This window comes from Exiguobacterium sp. SH5S13 (assembly GCF_004337085.1).
Taxonomy (GTDB): domain Bacteria; phylum Bacillota; class Bacilli; order Exiguobacteriales; family Exiguobacteriaceae; genus Exiguobacterium; species Exiguobacterium aurantiacum_A.
The window spans coordinates 24,134-38,852 of sequence record NZ_SJUS01000030.1; the positions used below are offsets into that span (position 1 = coordinate 24,134).

Sequence of the window (14,719 nt, forward strand, 5' to 3'; positions counted from 1 at the left end):
CGGTAACTTGACGATTCGGGGGACGACGCGCGAGGAGACGTTCGAATCCGAGCTCCAATTCACGGAGTCTGAAGCATAAGAAAAAGTCGCTCGTGAGAGCGACTTTTTACTGTTCATAGACAAGTTTCTTTTGTAAGCTTTCTTCGCTGAACACCCAACCGGTGAACGAAGACAAGACTTCGTTCGACTCTTCGTCGACGATGACGACAGCGACGAACGGGTAGATGTCTTTCGAGAAGTAGCGCAAGTTTGTGAACCGATACTCGATCATGCCGTTATGACGTGTGACCGTGTATGTGTGAATTTTTGAAAATGCCAAGAACGACTGCAAGTCTGCATTTTTACGTGCTTCGACGAAATGCAGGTCGTCTTCGCCAGGCATCGCCTTGTCACGGAAGCGGCCACATTCGATAACTTCACCTTTTTTCACTTTGACCGCACCGAGTCCGTTGCGGAAACGAACGGCGACGTGCCAGTCGTCCCAACCGATACCCGGTGAGATGAAGAGCTCATGGGCTCCGGCGAAGTGACGGGCGACCGTTGCGAGCGCACGGTTACGTAGTTTGAACTGAATCGCATAGTAACTGATAACGAGCGCAATGAGCAGTGCAAAAATCGGGACAGTTGCCCCTGTGATAAGCCATAATACATATGCCCCGTAATAAGCAGAGAACAAGTAAGGGTCAAACGTTCCGATGACGCCCCAGCCAATCCATTTCTTCGAGAAAGGTTGCAGGGCTTGCGTCCCGTAAGCGTTGAACAAGTCGACGGTGACGTGTAACAATACCGCGATTTGTGCCATGACCCATAATGAAGCAGGGTTGACGCCAAGTACCATACCGATGATGGCACTGACGATGATCGGCCAAGCAAGAAGTGCGGTGATTCCGTGTGAAAGACCGCGGTGCTGGCGTAAATAAGTGCTGTTTCCTTTAAGTTTGAAGACGGTGTCAAAGTCTGGCGCATGCGAACCGACAAGAGCGGTAGCCGTCATAGCCAAGAACATTTGCGAATCATTTGCTACTTCCGGGCTAAGTGTCGCAAGGGCGCTTAAACCAAGGCCCATTCCAATGTGTGTCGCAGTATCCAATGTGCTTCAGCACCTCCGTTAATAAAGAAACGACGTTCAATGATCGCTACCATCATACAATATTTTTAAAACGAGGGGAAACAAAATGCTCGATATTGATAAATTGTTCACAAATTATACTATTCGTCAGTTCAATGAAAATTTACTCACCTGGTTCGATCGTGAAAAACGCGATTTGCCGTGGCGGCACGGGAAAAATCCGTACCGGGTGTGGGTGAGCGAAGTCATGCTCCAACAGACGCGTGTCGATACGGTCATCCCTTATTACAACCGATTCATGGACCGCTTCCCGACGATCGAGGACTTAGCAGATGCTCATCCCGACGAGGTCGTCAAATATTGGGAAGGGCTTGGATACTACTCGCGCGTCCGTAACCTCCATCAAGCGGTAAAAGAAGTCGTCTCTACGTATGACGGCGTCGTACCGGAGGAAAAAGAACTGTTTGAAAAATTGAAAGGGGTCGGTCCGTATACGACCGGAGCCGTGCTCTCGATCGCCTACAATCAGCCCGAGCCTGCCGTCGACGGGAACGTCATGCGCGTCATGGCCCGCCAGTTTGGCATCTATGAAGATATCGCCGTACCAAAAACACGGAAGATTTTTGATCAAGTCATTCGGCGCCTGATGGACCCGGAGCACGCCTCCGATTTTAATGAAGCTGTCATGGAGCTCGGTGCGACCGTCTGTACCCCGAAAAATCCGATGTGCTCGCTCTGTCCGGTCCAAGACGAATGTTACGCCTATGCGCATCACGTCCAGGATGAGCTTCCGGTCAAGACGAAAAAAGGAGCGGCCCGGATCGAGATGTTCGATGCCCTCTACTGTAAACGTGACGGTCGCATCGCCTACGTTCAGCGGCCCGATACAGGTCTGCTCGCGGGAATGTGGCAATACCCGCTTACAGATCGTGGAACGGGGGAACAGTTAAACGGAACCTATATTGGACAAGTGAAACACGTGTTTTCACACATCATCTGGTACGTCGACTTATATGAGGTCGAAACGTTGCCGGACGAGGATTGGATTTGGCTCGCCGGGGACGAGCGGGATGTGTTGACCGTGTCGGTTGCCCAACAAAAACTAGAACGATTGGTAGGGGATAGAAATGAGACAGTTTGACGTCGAAACGCCGTTCGACACTTCCGTCGAGGCGTTGTGGGAATTGTTGCAAGACGCGTCGCTTTTATCTGAACTGACGACGTTTCCAGAAGTGACGCTCGTCGGAGATGGCGCGTCCGTAGAAGGTAATCGAATCCATCTCCGTGTCGGTGTCGGACCGGTCACGCTGCCGTGGATCAGTGCGATCACGTTAGCGGGGCGGCACGCATTTTGTGACCAAGGTGTGACTTTGCCGTTCCCGTTCAAACGGTTTTGTCACGTTCACAGTGTGAAAGAAGTCGATGGGAAGGCCGTCATGGTCGATGAAGTGACGTTCGATAGTTACTTACCCGAAGCGATTGTCGAGCAGTTTATTCTCCGCCCGATGTTCGCAGGACGAGCCGTCGCCTTCCAAAAAGCACTAAATTCGTGAAAATAAGAGATTTCCTTTTTCATTGGTTCTGAAAGTCGCTATAATTAAAAATGAGAATGTACAGCATCATAGCGGAAAGGAGGAGCTTATGAGCTTATTTCCCAAAGCAGGTAGCAAGATCGAGATACAGAGCTACAAGCACAACGGGACTTTGCATCGCGTTTGGGAAGAAACGCTCGTCCTTCAATCGTCAAAAACGGATATGATTGGGTTCAACGACCGCATCATGGTCAGTGAATCAGACGGCCGGCAATGGAGAACAAGAGAGCCGGCAATTTGCTACTTTTCATCTGAGTTTTGGTTTAATGTCATCTGTATGATTCGCGAAGACGGGATTTACTACTACTGTAATCTAGGTTCGCCGACAACGTTCGATGGGGCAGAACGAGCCATCAAGTACATTGACTACGATTTAGATATTAAAGTGTTCCCGGATATGTCGTACACGATTTTAGATGAGGATGAATACGAGCGGCATCGTCGCGAAATGAATTATCCGAAAGCGATTGATCGAATCTTGAAACAGAACGTTCAAGAACTTATCAACTGGATTCGAGGACGGAAAGGGCCGTTCAACCCAACATTCGTCGATGAATGGTATCGCGAATACGAAGCACGTTACCGGAGATGAGTACTCATCTCCGCTTTTTTTCTTGAAGGAGGGCTCTATGGGAAGTGTTAGACGCTATTTACAGTTCGTAAAACCATATAAAAAACAAATTGCTTTGACGATTTTCGTCGGGATCTTGAAATTCTCAATCCCTCTCGGATTGCCGCTACTTTATAGACATGTGATCGATAAATATTTGACGGACCCGGACCCGGCGACGGATTACACTGAGCTCGTTTGGTTGTTCAGCATCGTCTTCTTCATCTTCCTCGTCTTGAAGCCGCCGATCGAGTATTTGCGGCAATATTTGGCACAATGGGCCGCAACACGAATTTTGTTCGACGTTCGGAACCGATTGTTCGACCACGTGCAAAAGCTATCGCTTCGTTACTATTCGAACAATAAGACCGGGCAAATCATCTCGCGTATCATTAACGATGTCGAGCAGACGAAAGACTTTGTCATCACGGGACTCATGAACATTTGGCTCGATATGGTCACGATTTTGATCGCGATCGCCATCATGTATACGATCGACCCGCAACTGACGCTCATCGCTATCTTGCCGCTCCCGTTTTATGCGATCGCCGTCCGCTACTTCTATGGACGCTTGCGCCGCCTCACCCGGGAACGCTCGGCCGCACTCGCTGATCTTCAAGGCCATTTGACCGAACGTGTCAACGGTATGGCTGTCATCCGCAGTTTCGCGCTCGAGCCGTATGAGAACAAGGCGTTTGAAGAACAGAACGGTGGCTTCTTGAAAGCCGCACTTCGCCATACAGGTTGGAATGCGAAGACGTACGTCGTCGTTTCGACAATCACGGACATCGCGCCGATCTTAATCTTTACGTCGGCTTCTTGGCTCGTGTTACAAGAACAGGTCTCGCTCGGGACACTCGTCGCTTTCATCGCTTATATCGACCGCCTCTACGCACCGCTCGGTCGTCTCGTCAACTCGGCGACGACGCTCACGCAGTCGGTCGCGTCGATGGACCGGGTCTTTGAATTTCTCGATGAGCCGTATGATATCGAACAGAAACGCGATGCGTTCGTGCCGGTGCAGACGGCCGGGGATATCGAACTCGATCGTGTCGGCTTTGCCTATGAGAAAGAAGGGACGCGTGCTTTGCATGACGTCAGCCTGCACATCCGGTCCGGGGAACGGATCGCCTTCGTCGGCATGTCCGGCGGCGGGAAATCGACGCTCGTCAGTTTGATTCCACGCTTTTATGACGTGACGGACGGCAGTATCAAAATCGACGGCGTCGATGTCCGTGACTTTAAACTCCGGGCCCTTCGCGACCAAATCGGTATGGTCATGCAAGATTCGGTTCTCTTCAGTGAGTCGGTCGCCATGAACATCCGGATGGGGAATCCGGAAGCGACGGACGATGCCGTCATCGCCGCTGCGAAAGCGGCCAACGCCCACGAGTTCATCATGAACTTGCAGGACGGTTACAACACGCCGGTCGGAGAAAAAGGCGTGAAGCTGTCGGGGGGACAGAAGCAACGTCTTGCCATCGCCCGCGTCTTCCTCAAACATCCGCCGATCATCATTCTCGATGAGGCGACGAGTGCGCTCGACCTCGAGAGTGAGTCGATGATCCAAGATTCGCTCGCAAGATTGACGAAAGGACGGACGACGCTCATCGTCGCCCACCGCCTATCAACGATCACCGACGCCGATAAAATTGTCGTCGTCGACAACGGTCGAATCATGGAAGCGGGAACGCATGAAGAATTGATGCGTCGCCGTGGCGCTTACTATGATTTGTATATGATCCAAGACTTAGCTGTCGTGGAGTGAGGCTTCGAGTTCAACTCGAAGTCTTTTTTTGTTTTCCGTATCTAGTAGACGGGAATGAAGAAACGACATGCCAAAAGGGGGATGACACGATGATAAATGGGGAAGGATTGATCAATGTCCGTCCGCTCAACGACGGGTTAGAGTTAACGTGGTCGTTTGATGGGAAAGTGCGCGTGACACGCAACGGGAAGTGCGTATATGAGGGGACGGATCAGCATTATGTCGACCGGGAGACGAGCGTTGGGGAGCAAGTCGCTTACCGCATCTCGGACGAGTTTGGCGAAGTGGCAAAACTGTATACTGCGGCCGTTAATCCAAACGACGACTTGTATTGGAATCGTCATCTGACGTCGGCGGTCGTGGCGCCGAGCGGAACGTATTTACAGTGGGACCCAATCGCGGACGTCGACACGTATGCGGTATATCGTGAAGGACGCCGTATCGCGGAAATCGTCGGGAGCGGATACATCGACGAGACACCGCTCGAACAACCGACGCTCTATGAAGTTCGGGCTTTGCGTCCGGTCAAGCGAGATGATAAACCGGGGACCCGTCTCGTGCATATGGTCGGAAAAGCGATGTCGCTCGCGAAAGAGATGAAGTCGGATACGAGACGTGACAAGGAGCTCTTCACGATGTATTTCCTCGTCAGTCCGACACGTCCGGACGTGGCCACGGTCGACGGCATTAACCTGCGTGTCCAGACGTTCATTCGTCCGCCGATGATTAAAAACCCGAACCTGATGTCACCGCATCCGTATTTTGAAGGGGACGGACGTCCTTATAACGTCCATGCGACCGAATATCGGACCCGGACGGAAGTGAAAGTCGAGGGGTTGACCGATATTCCGATTATCTCGTTAAAAAAAGATGCGAACGTTACCCGCGGGTATACGAAGCATCATCGATTGACGGGCGAAGACGTCGCTTCGGTCGACCGCGTGTATGTAGAAGATGTCGACATCGAGCGGGGGAAAGCTGCATTTCGTTTGCAACATTCGGTAGGCAATCCGCTCGTCGTTGCGCCGGATATTAAATACACCATCGTCACGGCACTTAAAAACAGTGCGACGTTCAAACTGTCCGGAAGTCACACCCAGTCGCCGCATCATGAAGTCTACGTCCAAGTCGGCGATGCACCGTGGATGACGATCCACCGGGCGGACGACCTTGGGGTCAGCTTTATGGGCAATCCGATGCCGGAGTGCCACTGGACGTACTTGACATGCATGGACTAAAAAACCAGCCGGCTCATTGATGAGTCGGCTGGTTTGGTGTTTGGTCGATAAAGCGACTCCGTTCTTCTGGGGTCGGTAGTTTGCACGTCTCTTTCTGACCGAACCAGCGATAGCGGTTGTTCGCGATGATGTCGTAACCAAAATCACGAAGCGGTTTAGGGATGAGTCGGATGAAGCGAAGCATCCGCCAGTTCCCGTCCAACCCCTCGGCGATCCGGGTCGCCGCGTCCGATTTCAAATAAGGGACGCCGTCTTTGATCAAAACGATGCTGTCGACCGTATCCGGGATACGATGACGTTTTCGGATTGCTTGTCCGGCCTCACCTTGAAGTGAGGCGAAATGGAAGTTTCCTGTTGAATCACGATTTAAGATGAACTGCACACTGGCGTCACAAAAGTTGCAGTCTCCGTCGAATAAGACAATGGCTGGCATAGGGAGCGCCTCCTTCTCTCCTGACTTTATCCGTTCGAACGAATGCTCAAACGTCAAGCGGCGAGCTGACGGGCAGGTTCCATCTTGTAGAGCGAGACGTAATAAAGGTAACCTCCAAGGGCGCCGAATAAGAACATGTAGCCGCTCATGAATACCGGCCCGATGAACGCGCCGACGACGATGCCGGCTGCGGCGACAAGTTTCGCCCCGTGGAACGTCAAGCCTCCGAAGGCGAGGTATGAGGCCCGTCGAGTCGGATCGATCAAGTCGATTTGTTTCACTTGTCGAATCGGTGAATAGAGCAACTCCCCAATGGTGAAGACGATGGCGAGGACGGCAAGCGTGATGAACGAGTTCATTGACGTAATCGCGGCATAGGCCGTCACGTATAAGGATAAGCCGATGAAGAAGATATACTTTTCCCGGTAGCGTTTCACGAAAGCGGTCACCGCGAACGTGATGGCGACGACGAGCAACGTGTTCTCAAGCTGCATGAACGCCATCATGCGTACACCGTCAAACGGGACGCCGACGATCGACCGTTCTGTGAACGATTCGGCCAAATGGACACCGATATAGTTTGCCATATGGAACTCGGTCGAGAAGACGAGCATACTACCGAGGACGAACAGCATCCAACGACGGTCACTGAGTGCGATTCGATAGTTTTGATACACGCCGACGAGCGGGTTAGCAGACGTCGAATGGTTTCCTTTATAGCTATCAACGAGAAAACGTTGCAAGACGAGCGTCGTGATCGTCAACACGAGCGTCATCCCGACGAATAGTCCGAAACGATAGTCTCGATAAAAAGCACCTCCGAGCATGACGCCCCCGGCAATCGCCAAATTGACGAGCCAGTAGTCATACACGTAAATCGCTTTACGGTTCGACTCTTCCATCGAATCGATGACGATGGCTTCGAGAGCAGGGTAGTTCAAACCGTTCGCGACGGCGTGACCGAAGTAAAGCACGGCGACGACGAGCGCCCAGTTATTCGACGGATGAATGGCGACCGTCATCCCCATAAAACAAAGGATTTGGACGATCTGACCGATTTGAAGCACGTGCTTGCGGTTGAAACGGTCTGAGAAGTACCCGCCAAACAAGCCGGTAACGTAACCGACGACAACAAACGACGTCATGATGATTCCAGCGGCGATTTTGCCGAGTTCTTCGGAAAAATATAAAGCCATGAATGGAAAGATAGCCGAGCCGACGATACGGATAAAAAAGCCGCAGACGAGTCGGAGTCGAACATTTAATGGGAAATCTTTGAATTTCATGCGAGCACCTCCTTGTCACTACTTTAAACGTGGACTACACTTGGTAAAAAGAGACAAATGATTTTTAGATGTCCACTTTTAGGGGGAACGACATGAATGCGAAGCTGGTGGCGATTTATCGTCGTGCGTTGGAACAGAACAAAGTGGAACTGACGCTACGGGAAGCGGTCGATACGGTCGGCTATAGCGAGAAACAAGTGAAACGGGATATGAAGGCGTGGGAAACGTTCGGGTGGGTGGAGTATCGGCCGGGGAAAGGACGAGGCCATGAATCGGTGCTCCGCTTTCAGCCGGAGTTTGACCGAACCCTGAGAGCTTGGATCGATGAGTCTTTCGTTCAGGCCTCGATGGCCGATGCGGCCAAGTGGTTGGAATGGGACTGGCCACCCGCCTTGCGAGAAGTGATTCAAGCACTTATTTGGAGCCGTTTTGGCTTTGAGCAGACTGAAGAAGACCGGTTCATTTTTCCCCGGACGAGAGCGCTCGAATCGCTCGATCCGCTCGATATCCACATCGCGATGGAGGCGTCTTTGTCACGGCACGTCTTCGACCGCCTGTTCGAATGGGACGGGACGACTGTCCAGCCCTCGCTCGCCCACTATATAGAGGAGATGCCGTTCGGATTTCGTTGCTATATCCGCAAAGGGGTAACGTTTCATAACGGGGTGACGCTATCGGCCAAGGACATCGTCTACTCGTTGAATCGGTTATTGGATCATGGCAAACAAGTATGGCTGTTCGCACCGATCGAACGGATCGAGTCCAAAGCATCGTACGTCATCGATTTACATACGAAAGCACATATGGCCTATATCGAACGACTTCTCGCCCAAACCCCGGCCTCGATCACGTATCAAGGGGCCGAAGGGGTCGTGGGGACGGGGCCGTTCAAGCTGGAGCAGACGTCGGAGGAAGTCGTACGTTTAAGGGCGTTCGAGCGTGGGCTCCGGCCGAGACCGTCTTTGGATGTGGTTGAATTCGTCACGTTTTCCGAAACGGATTATGCGAAATGGAGCACCCGTGACGACCATAGCCTCGTGAAGTGGATCGCCGAGGCGGGAGCACGCTATCTCGTGTTCAACATGAGGCAGTCCTGGTTGAAGGACGATGCGCCGGCGCGTCGTGCGATTCAACGAGCGATTCAAAAAGAGGCGTTCGTGGAGATGGGAGGAGAGCGCCACCAAGTAGCACACGGATTTTTTCCGGAGACGAGTCGTCCCGTTCACGTGCACGGGGAGGGAACGGTTTGTCAGCGTCCGCTCCGGCTGTTGCACTTGCCGTTTGAAGTGGCGGCGCAAGACGCGGCGCTCGTGGCTACACAGTTACGGACGGCCGGGTTTACCGTCGAGACTGAGACGTATACGATTGGGTCTTTGTTACAAGATGAGACACTTTGCCGTGCCGATTTGATTTTATGCGGAGAGATGATGAGTGAAGATCTCGATTTGGCGTTCCTTGCCTTTTTGACGAGTGAACTGTCGCTTGTCGGCAAGTTGCTCGCGAATGAAGTGGAGCTCCGGGCGATGGTGGACCGCTATCAACAAACCGACGTGAGCGCTTGGTCGATGCTGCATCGCGAAGTCGAACGCCAGTTGACTGAGGCGGCCCTCGTCATCCCGCTGTATCATGTCGCTCGTGAGCGCCGCTTTCCGAGTTTCTTTGGAGATGTACCGCTCGATGTGTTCGGTCACCCGCGATATGATCAATTGTGGATTCGTCCGTCCGTATAAACATAAAAGGAGATGCCGCGGCATCTCCTTGTTTTATAGCTGTGCGAACGCGCGATTTACTGCGGCAATCGTCTCATCGATATCTTGTTCCGTATGTTCCGTCGTCAAGAACCATGCCTCATATTTCGAGGGGGCCAAGTTGACACCGTTCTCAAGCATCAATTTGAAGAAGCGACCGAACATTTCGCCGTCCGACTTCTCGGCTCCTTCGTAGTCCGTGACGATCTCGTCCGTGAAGTAGACGGTGAGCGCGCCTTTCAGGCGGTTAAGCGTGATCGTGACGCCGTGAGTTCTCGCGGCTTCACGGATCCCTGCTTCGAGACGTGCGCCTAACGAATCTAATCTTTCATAGACGCCCGGTTGCTCGAGCACTTCGAGACAAGCGAGTCCGGTCGCCATCGAGGCGGGGTTTCCGGCCATCGTCCCGGCTTGGTAAGCGGGTCCGAGCGGTGCGACCGTCTCCATGATTTCTGCTTTCCCGCCGTATGCTCCGATTGGAAGTCCACCACCGATGATTTTACCGAGCGCCGTCATGTCTGGCTCGATGTTGTACACTTGTTGGGCGCTTCCGTACGTGAACCGGAACGCTGTGATGACTTCGTCGTAAATGACGAGCGCGCCGTGTTCATGGGTGATCTCGTTGATGGCTTGCAAGAAGCCGGGTTTTGGTTCAACGATCCCGAAGTTTCCGACGATCGGTTCGACGAGAACGCAGGCGACTTGATCGCCCCATTCGTTCATCATCGCCCGGTACGACTCGACGTCGTTGAACGGGACGGTGATAACTTCTTTCGCCGTGGCGCGGGTCACACCGGCTGAGTCGGGTGAACCGAGCGTCGCCGGTCCGCTTCCCGCCGCAATCAGCATCAAGTCGGAATGGCCATGGTAGCAGCCACTGAACTTGACGACGAGTTCGCGTCCAGTGTAGGCACGGGCGACGCGGATTGTCGTCATGACGGCCTCGGTTCCAGAATTGGTGAAGCGGACTTTGTCCATCGATGGGATCGCCGCTTTTAGTTTCTTGGCGAATTCGACTTCAAGCGCGTGAGGCGTCCCGTAAAGAAGCCCTTTTGCCGACGCTTCGATGAGGGCGTTGTGGATATGGGGGTGGGCATGGCCGGTAACGATCGGTCCATACGCGGCCAAGTAATCGATATAGCGGTTGCCGTCCACATCATAAAAATAAGCACCTTCTCCGCGCTCCATATAAACCGGGGCACCGCCGCCGACCGCTTTGAACGAACGTGAGGGACTGTTGACACCCCCGACGATATGCGTCAATGCGTCTTCATATAGAACGTCTGAAGTTTTACGATTTGATGTTGTTGTCATATGTATTGCCTCCTTTTACAAATTCGCAATTATTGTATCACAGCCGTCAACCGCATAAGCTCAACGTTTGACGAAGGGTTTAGAAATCAGTACACTATTTATAAAGATTACTATGTAAGAAATAGGTTAATTCTAAACAGACACTTCGCATAAATTCTAATAAAAGAAATGAGGGATTGACGTGGGAAGCGAAATGCTTGACCATGCTGTTCAGTCGCTCCGAGAACATGGAGTCAGAATGACGCCTCAGCGACAGGCGATTTTGGAGTACCTCGTCACGGAGCACAGTCACCCGACAGCGGATGACATTTATAAGGCACTTTCGGGTAGATTCCCGAACATGAGTGTCGCCACCGTCTATAACAACTTACGTGTCTTTAAAGATATCGGACTTGTTCAAGAGATGAATTATGGTGACGCTTCGAGCCGGTTCGATTTTGTGACATCCCGTCACTATCACATCATCTGTGATACGTGCGGGAAAGTCGTCGACTTTAACTATCCTGTCCTTGATGAGATTGAAGCGGTCGCTTCTCAATTGACAGGCTTCAAAGTGGATCGTCACCGCCTCGAAGTATACGGGACGTGCCCGGCTTGCCAAACTGAACAAGCGCATAAACATTAAAAACATCCTCAGGCTGAGGATGTTTTTTTTAGTCGTTCTGGTGTGATTGGCGTTTGTTATACTTCTCATCGAAGTCTTTGCCTTCGAGCGATTGATCGATCGTCAACGGTTCATCGCAATGCATACATAGATCGACACGTCCGAGCATCTTTGTCTCTTTCTCACAGTTCGGACAAGTGACGATGATTGCTTTCGTCGACGCCATGCCGACGATGAAGTAAAGCGCCGAGCTCGACAGTACCATCACGAAACCGAGCAACATGAAAATAATCATCAGCCACGCGATGCTTTTGGCGAGTAGCCCGAGATACATGACCCCAATTCCAGCGAACACGAGCAGCAAGGCCAGGTTTCTGGCGCGGTTGATTTTATTCCCCCGTTTTTTCATACATAATCCCTCCATGTCTGTCTTTACTATAGCTCATCTGCTCGAAGCTGAGAAGTTCGTACAATCGGTGGCAGGAGAATTTCAAAAGAAGGCGAATCATTTTTGTATCAGATTAGATAATCGTGTGAACCGATTGACGTTTACTAATTAGAAAGAAGGTATCAAGGTGACGATGGAATATGCGACTCGAACGATTTATTCAGAATATGCAGCCTTGAAAACAACGCTTGGCATCATTGAAGTGAAGAAGAAACGGCCGCGCGATCCATTAACAGATCAATCAGATCGATTGTTGATTGTGATTGAAGCGAAGGAAGAACCATTTTGGACAGTGAAACACTATCAAGTCGGACAAGAAAAAATCGTTCTTCATATAGTCAGTGATTCGATGATGGATCGTTGGATTCTAATGAACGAGAATCGGCGTGCCATCCATTGGATCGAAGACGGCATGGTGCTGTTCGAACGAAATGAGTTTTTGCTCGAGCTCAGGCAGCGGTTGCGCAATTTCTCGAACGAGGAGCAACGACTGCAACTCTCGCTCGCGTTCGCTAAACTGCTTAGACGTTTCGAAGATGGGCGCGGACTGTTCTTACAGGAAGAGCATCAAGATGCGTTCACCCAAATCCATCATGCGCTCACGCATTTGGCGCGGCTCTCCATCCTGGAGGCAGGAATCCACCCGGAGATTGTATTATGGAAGCAAGTCCGTAAACTCGACCTAGAAGTGTATAAGCTTCACGACGAACTCGTGAACGGGCATGAATCACTCGAACAACGTATTCACCTGGTCATCATCGGCATGGAACATTTAATCCAATCTAAAGTCTTGCCGGGTACGTTGTTACTTTTGAAGGCGATGCAACAACGTGACGAACCATGGTCGTTCTCGGAGTTGATGGATCACCCGAACTTACAAGAGTTAAAAGTCGACCTCGGCAGCATCGTCGGTTTCTTAGTCCGGAAAGGTTACGTTCGGGCAGTGACACGTCCGACAAAAGGAGTAGGCGTCGAAGCGGTCGCTTATGAAATTGCTTAACTATATAGAAGAGAATGGGGAAACTGAATCGAATGAAGGTTACTAAATTTCTGCTCGGCAGTGTGTTTATTATAGTTGCGGCTGGATTCTTATCAATTGTGACAGGATTGTTTGCGATGGGCGATCCTCTCGGAAGTGAGCGGCCGATCATTTGGACGATTTGGTACGTGGTCGTTCTCTTGATTGTTATTATGGCGCTATATGACTTTTCGTCGTTATCGAAAGGACAACTCAAACGTATCGCTTTAATTGGAACGGTTGTCGGGATTGTTTTCTTTAGTTCCGTGAAAGGATATTACGTGTACACGGCGGGATTACGGATTGAAGAACGTGGCGTCTCGTTGCGTGACTATCAACCGTTCAAGCCTAAGTCTGATTTGGCTGAACTCGATAAGCCTTCAACATTTGAGATTGGAACAAACATTCCCCGACTAGACGGCGCGACGGCGCTGTATCCGATGTATGCTGCATTCGTCGAGGCGGTTTATCCTGAAGCGGATTATAACCCCGATAGCCCTGAAGTCAGCTCGGTCGTCTCGACGACGACAGGTACAGCGTATGAGCGATTGGTTAAAGGGGAAACGGATATCATCTTTGTAGCCGGACCGTCCGATCAACAGTTGGCAGTAGCTGAGCGACAAGGAGTAGAGTTTCAGATGACACCGATCGGCCGTGAGGCGTTCGTCTTTTTCGTACATGAAGACAACCCGGTCGACTCGCTCGAATTGGAACAAATTCAAAACATCTATGCAGGGGATATTACGAGTTGGGATGAAGTCGGTGGTAAAAAAGATTCGATTCGAGCGTTCCAACGGCCAGAAGACAGCGGGAGCCAAACGGCTTTGCAGCGTTTGATGGGGGACAAAAAGCTTATGGACGCCCCGGTCGAGGATGTCCCGGAAGGAATGGGTGGCATCATCGAACAGACGGCTTCTTATCAAAACAATAAAAATGCTATCGGATTCTCGTTCCGCTTTTATGCAACGGAGATGGTAGATGAACATGCGATTAAATTGTTACGGGTCGATGATGTCGCGCCTACGGTCGAGACGATCGGGGACGGGACGTACCCGATCACATCCGAGTTTTATGCGGTCACGACGACCGACAAATACGAGCAATATAAGCCGTTCATCGAATGGCTGACGTCTGAAGAAGGACAGTCACTTGTTGAAAAGACAGGATACGTGCCACTGGCTACAAATTGATTGGGATTGGGTCTCTAAATACAGAGATCCAATCTTTTTTTATTTTCTTGTTATTTTTTATTGACGCGGTGGTAAATAGGCATTATAGTTATAAACGTTGTCACAGCAAATGATTATTCCAGAAAAACAATTTTTGAAAAAAGTTGTTGACTTTTAATCAGAAAACGTGATAAATTAATTGAGTCGCCAAGCGCGACAGACGAACTTTGAAAACTGAACGATGAGGCAAAAAAGTTTTACAAGTTTTGATTGAAGCGCAAGCTTCGTCATTTTCAAGAGCTATATCAAATTCTTTGGAGAGTTTGATCCTGGCTCAGGACGAACGCTGGCGGCGTGCCTAATACATGCAAGTCGAGCGCAGGAAATCGACGGAACCCTTCGGGGGGAAGTCGACGGAATGA

General features: G+C 51.0%; 14 protein-coding genes and 1 rRNA gene. 10 read left to right on the forward strand and 5 right to left on the reverse strand.

Translation table 11 applies throughout. From position 1 onward, the window contains the following. Positions 1 to 106: 106 nt before the first annotated feature. Entirely contained in the window at positions 107 to 1,066 is a 960-nt protein-coding gene (locus EVJ30_RS13445; protein ID WP_236634168.1) for a metal-dependent hydrolase, read from the reverse strand. 109 nt (positions 1,067 to 1,175) lie between these two features. Between EVJ30_RS13445 and mutY the strand changes: the two genes are divergently transcribed. The 5 genes from mutY to EVJ30_RS13470 all read left to right on the forward strand — a co-directional run bounded on the left by mutY (position 1,176) and on the right by EVJ30_RS13470 (position 6,277). Further along, positions 1,176 to 2,210: an A/G-specific adenine glycosylase gene (mutY, locus tag EVJ30_RS13450; protein ID WP_131456925.1), complete on the forward strand. Its 1,035-nt coding sequence runs from the start codon at positions 1,176 to 1,178 to the stop codon at positions 2,208 to 2,210. After that, positions 2,197 to 2,622, forward strand: a complete 426-nt coding sequence (locus EVJ30_RS13455) for an SRPBCC family protein (RefSeq protein WP_071399191.1) — start codon at positions 2,197 to 2,199, stop codon at positions 2,620 to 2,622. The genes mutY and EVJ30_RS13455 overlap by 14 nt, the downstream gene beginning before the upstream one ends. A gap of 88 nt (positions 2,623 to 2,710) precedes the next feature. Then, positions 2,711 to 3,253 (forward strand): nucleoside tri-diphosphate phosphatase, encoded by a 543-nt coding sequence (gene ntdP, locus EVJ30_RS13460; protein ID WP_021067741.1) that lies wholly within the window; start codon positions 2,711 to 2,713, stop codon positions 3,251 to 3,253. 37 nt (positions 3,254 to 3,290) lie between these two features. After that, positions 3,291 to 5,039, forward strand: coding sequence for an ABC transporter ATP-binding protein (locus tag EVJ30_RS13465; RefSeq protein WP_131456927.1), 1,749 nt, complete (start codon positions 3,291 to 3,293; stop codon positions 5,037 to 5,039). A gap of 89 nt (positions 5,040 to 5,128) precedes the next feature. Continuing rightward, a complete protein-coding gene (locus EVJ30_RS13470) occupies positions 5,129 to 6,277 on the forward strand; it encodes a DUF3238 domain-containing protein (protein WP_131456929.1) in 1,149 nt (382 codons plus the stop codon). A 13-nt stretch (positions 6,278 to 6,290) separates the two neighbouring features. On the opposite strand, the gene EVJ30_RS13475 is transcribed toward EVJ30_RS13470, so the two are convergent. Both EVJ30_RS13475 and EVJ30_RS13480 read right to left on the reverse strand, forming a co-directional pair. Beyond that, on the reverse strand, positions 6,291 to 6,710 hold the full coding sequence (locus EVJ30_RS13475; RefSeq protein WP_131456931.1) for a thiol-disulfide oxidoreductase DCC family protein: 420 nt from the start codon (positions 6,708 to 6,710) through the stop codon (positions 6,291 to 6,293). A 53-nt stretch (positions 6,711 to 6,763) separates the two neighbouring features. Then, positions 6,764 to 7,996 (reverse strand): MFS transporter, encoded by a 1,233-nt coding sequence (locus EVJ30_RS13480; protein WP_131456933.1) that lies wholly within the window; start codon positions 7,994 to 7,996, stop codon positions 6,764 to 6,766. 92 nt (positions 7,997 to 8,088) lie between these two features. Between EVJ30_RS13480 and EVJ30_RS13485 the strand changes: the two genes are divergently transcribed. Next, positions 8,089 to 9,726, forward strand: a complete 1,638-nt coding sequence (locus EVJ30_RS13485; RefSeq protein WP_161568768.1) for an ABC transporter substrate-binding protein — start codon at positions 8,089 to 8,091, stop codon at positions 9,724 to 9,726. A gap of 33 nt (positions 9,727 to 9,759) precedes the next feature. On the opposite strand, the gene EVJ30_RS13490 is transcribed toward EVJ30_RS13485, so the two are convergent. Beyond that, entirely contained in the window at positions 9,760 to 11,058 is a 1,299-nt protein-coding gene (locus EVJ30_RS13490; RefSeq protein WP_131456937.1) for a glutamate-1-semialdehyde 2,1-aminomutase, read from the reverse strand. Positions 11,059 to 11,251: 193 nt separating this feature from the next. On the opposite strand from EVJ30_RS13490, the gene perR reads away from it, so the two are divergent. Further along, entirely contained in the window at positions 11,252 to 11,683 is a 432-nt protein-coding gene (perR, locus tag EVJ30_RS13495) for a peroxide-responsive transcriptional repressor PerR (protein ID WP_201738380.1), read from the forward strand. Between the two features lie 28 nt (positions 11,684 to 11,711). Here perR and EVJ30_RS13500 read toward each other — a convergent pair whose 3' ends face one another. Then, entirely contained in the window at positions 11,712 to 12,071 is a 360-nt protein-coding gene (locus EVJ30_RS13500; protein WP_070328968.1) for a YgzB family protein, read from the reverse strand. A 172-nt stretch (positions 12,072 to 12,243) separates the two neighbouring features. Between EVJ30_RS13500 and EVJ30_RS13505 the strand changes: the two genes are divergently transcribed. The 3 genes from EVJ30_RS13505 to EVJ30_RS13515 all read left to right on the forward strand — a co-directional run. Next, a complete protein-coding gene (locus EVJ30_RS13505; RefSeq protein WP_131456957.1) occupies positions 12,244 to 13,110 on the forward strand; it encodes a nucleotidyltransferase-like protein in 867 nt (288 codons plus the stop codon). A 32-nt stretch (positions 13,111 to 13,142) separates the two neighbouring features. Beyond that, on the forward strand, positions 13,143 to 14,318 hold the full coding sequence (locus EVJ30_RS13510) for a PstS family phosphate ABC transporter substrate-binding protein (RefSeq protein ID WP_236636095.1): 1,176 nt from the start codon (positions 13,143 to 13,145) through the stop codon (positions 14,316 to 14,318). A gap of 290 nt (positions 14,319 to 14,608) precedes the next feature. Then, a 16S ribosomal RNA gene (locus tag EVJ30_RS13515) occupies positions 14,609 to 14,719 on the forward strand; the annotation flags it as partial.